Below are 3,557 nucleotides of genomic sequence, written 5' to 3' on the forward strand. Positions count from 1 at the left end.
TCTCCGTATTTATTTATCTTTACATAGTTTAGTTTTTTCGCGCCGACTTACTTATCTTGAAAATAGGGAATGGGGAGTAGGGAATAGAAATTTTCATTGCTCCTTGTGAGCGCAGATCGTGGAGTCTCTTGATATGACTAAATGTTAGTTTAGTAAAGATTTACGTAGAATTGTAGCTTTTTATTATATAGAATTAGGTTGACCTAGTTATCATCGTGAGGCTTGGGAGTTAATCTCGCAAGCATCTGTAGGTAAAGAAAGTTGTGTTCGATCGCCTGTTCAATTTTGAGAAGCAGGTTTTTGATCTATTCTGGAAGAAATAGCCATCTAAAAGGCGCGGAGAATCATGGTTGTGAAGTTGCAGCGACCAATTTTAGTGGGAGGATTGGGACTGTCCTTTTCTCTGTGGATGTTGGACAGTTGGCACGATTCTATAGTGCAGGTGGGTGAGTTCGGTTTGTTGAGTGCCTTAGCTGTAGGCGGTGGTTTGTGGTTATTCCAGCAAAATCGCCCCAAAGACAGTTTAAAGCAGCTAGATGGTATGGTGGTAGATCGGGCGACTGTGGAAAGTGCGATCACTAAAACTGAAACTGTAATTAACCAACTAGCACAAGAAGCAGAAAACCATCCAGCTTTAAAGACACTCAGAGAACAAGTTGCCCAATTGTTGGTGGAATTAGACAGGCAAAAAATTAAAGTAGCTGTGACTGGCGGGAAATCCGTAGGTAAAAGCACTTTAATTCAAGTGCTAGAGCAAAATCTAGAGACACAAAATTTCGTGTCTTTAGAAGAAACAGCACCTTTATTTAGAGAAGCAGGCGAAAATTCAGATGCGGCTATTTTGGCAGAAGTAGCAAAATCTGATTTTGTTCTATTCTTGACAAATGGTGATTTGACAGACTCAGAATTTCAAACCTTACAGCAGCTAAAGGCAGCAAATCAGCCTAATATGCTGGTTTTCAACAAACAAGACCAGTATTTAACCGATGAAAGCGCCAACATTTTGCTGTCATTAAAACAGCGGATGCAGGGAAATGTAGTTGCAACTGCGGCCTCTCCCATTGCCATTAAAGTCCGAAAGCATGAGGCTGATGGTTCTGTGCAAGAGTGGATGGAGCAACCAGCAGCAGATATCCAGCAGTTAACTCAGCAGTTGGGTGAAGTTCTGGCACAGCAAAGACAACGGCTAGTTTGGGTGACAACCATAAGGAAAGCCGAATTGTTGAAAGCTGAGGCGAAAAATTGGCTCAATGGAACCAGACGCGATCGCGCTACCCCAATTATTGAACAATATCAGTGGATAGCTGCTGCCGCTGCCTTTGCTAATCCAGTACCAGCCTTTGATATTCTGGCAACTGCGGCAATTAATGCTCAAATGGTAATGGATTTGGGTAATATCTATCAGCAAAAATTTTCCCTAGAACAGGCACAAACCGTAGCTGGAACAATGGGAAGTTTAATGCTGAAATTGGGTTTAGTTGAACTTTCTACAAAGGCGATTAGTACTGTTCTGAAAAGTAATGCCGTTACTTTTATTGCTGGTGGCGTAGTGCAGGGAGTAAGTGCGGCTTATCTGACTAGAGTCGCAGGGTTAAGTCTGGTTGAGTATTTCCAACAGCAGGAAATAACGATAGATTCTGGAACTGGTTTAAATTTGGAGAATTTGCGGCAAACCTTGCAAAAGGTATTTCAGCAAAATCAACAGATTGGTTTTTTACAGGGGTTTGTTAAGCAAGGCATGAAACGTTTGTTGCCAGAGGTGCAGCAGGTTGAATTAGTTGGTGTTGAGAAGTTTGTGGGTTAAGTTCACTCAGAGGCGCAGAGTTTTTCTTTGCGCCTTTGTATTAGGCTGAAAAATATGGTAATCGTTGCGACTACTGTTTTGAGGATAGGTAAATCATGAAAACGCCTTATCTTACAAACCCAGAAGGTGTTTTTAACAAAGATTTGTTAGAAACTATTGACATAAATGAGCTTCAAAACCTAGTTATTCAAACTAGACACAGGTTGGAAGAACGTATTAGTTCTCAATCTCCAGCTACTTCAATGTTTGTACAAATAACTCATTTGGCAGCTGAAGCTGAAGCGGCTAATGAATTATCAATAAAATCTCATAAATTCCAAGAAGCAAGTAATCTAGCTTTCAAACTGGCACAAGAGTATCAGGAAAATAACCTAAATACAGTTTTTGAATTATTAAAAAATTATTCATATTTATTACAAATAAATAAAAAGTTTTCTCTGGCGTTATATTACTTAAATTTAGCCAAGGAAGCTAAAACTAACAATAACAAAGCAACACAATACAAAAACTATACTGAAGCCTTCAAATTACTCACAGAAGTTGTCACAAATTATTGGAGGCTTTGCCCGACCTACGTCCGTTGGATGCTAGATATCTCAGCTAACAAACTGCTTGTAGATCAAGAACTGGGGCAAAAAAAAGTATTGTCTGAAATGAAGTTTTGGTTTCAGATGCTTTTACCTTCAATCAAAAGTTGTAAAAACTTAGTTGCTAATTACAAAAAGGCAAAAAGAGAGTACATACGTTCTGTATTAATTAACGTAGAAGTATATCCAGATTTATATTCTCCTTTAGCAGAAAATATTAATTCTATAAAAGAACATGGTTTAACCCTCAATGATGTTATTTCCGCACATAAATATGCATACCGGGATACGAAATTTCCTCAATTGCAAGCCGTTCTATATGAAGCAATAGAAGAAACTATACAAATGATGAAAATGGGTGTAGATATTAGCGATCCATTAGTAATTACACCTGTGGGATGGATAGCACAAAAATACCCAGAAATTTCTGAATATTGTAATCAAATTCTCACAGAATTAGTAGAAAAGCAATTCAATAATCCTTTGTTAGAAATTGAGGATCAAACAATGACAGGTGAGTTTTAACAAAACAATATACCAAGCATGAACTGGGAAGAATTAAAGGGTGAGGGAGATGTCGCAGTCCAAAAGATTTATGAGGGATTAGAAAAAAGAGGTATTAATGTGGGAAAGTCAATTATGAGCCAGTTTGGTACTGATGAAGACATTCCCGTGTATGATAGTTTAGATAATAAGTTGTTTTGGATATCTGTAAAAAGTGTGCCTGGAAACACTACAGATCCTAAGAAATTGCCACCAGGTTATAAAGGATGGATGTGTGGCGAAGTAGAGAGTAAACAGTGGATATATCCACCTACAGTAATTATTTGGTATTGTTTAAAGTCTAATGTAGCTTGGGGAGCAATAACACCAAAACGTCCTAGTACTGAGTGGTTTATTTATCCTGATAGGCATGGCATTATAAAAGATCAGCGTAAAAGTTATCTATCAGGTAAAACTCATTACATATATCCATCTTATTGTGTGCCAGTTGAAAGAATAATCAATAAAAACCAAGTTATTGAATATATTAAACAATTATCTAGCCTTTAATTGAGAATGCGCGATCGCCTTTATATTTTCTCCTTTTTTGCTGGTTAAGGTTTCCTAGATTTAACGTGAGTTCGACGGAACTAAAAAATGGCAGGAGGTAGTGCAGGCAAATC

3 protein-coding genes are annotated in these 3,557 nt (G+C 37.9%); all 3 read left to right on the plus strand.

The window, feature by feature from the left end:
• The first annotated feature begins 346 nt into the window (after positions 1-346).
• The 3 genes from RMY63_RS41380 (at position 347) to RMY63_RS41390 (ending at position 3,444) form a co-directional block, all read left to right on the plus strand.
• The gene (locus RMY63_RS41380; RefSeq protein ID WP_322734225.1) at positions 347-1,804 is read left to right on the plus strand and encodes a YcjF family protein; all 1,458 of its coding nucleotides are present in this window, start codon (positions 347-349) and stop codon (positions 1,802-1,804) included.
• Positions 1,805-1,899: 95 nt separating this feature from the next.
• Positions 1,900-2,916 (plus strand): hypothetical protein, encoded by a 1,017-nt coding sequence (locus tag RMY63_RS41385; RefSeq protein ID WP_322734226.1) that lies wholly within the window; start codon positions 1,900-1,902, stop codon positions 2,914-2,916.
• Positions 2,917-2,934: 18 nt separating this feature from the next.
• Positions 2,935-3,444 (plus strand): hypothetical protein, encoded by a 510-nt coding sequence (locus tag RMY63_RS41390; RefSeq protein ID WP_322734227.1) that lies wholly within the window; start codon positions 2,935-2,937, stop codon positions 3,442-3,444.
• Positions 3,445-3,557: the final 113 nt, after the last annotated feature.

The organism is Nostoc sp. ChiQUE01b (assembly GCF_034531255.1).
In the GTDB taxonomy this organism is placed as follows: Bacteria; Cyanobacteriota; Cyanobacteriia; order Cyanobacteriales; family Nostocaceae; genus Nostoc.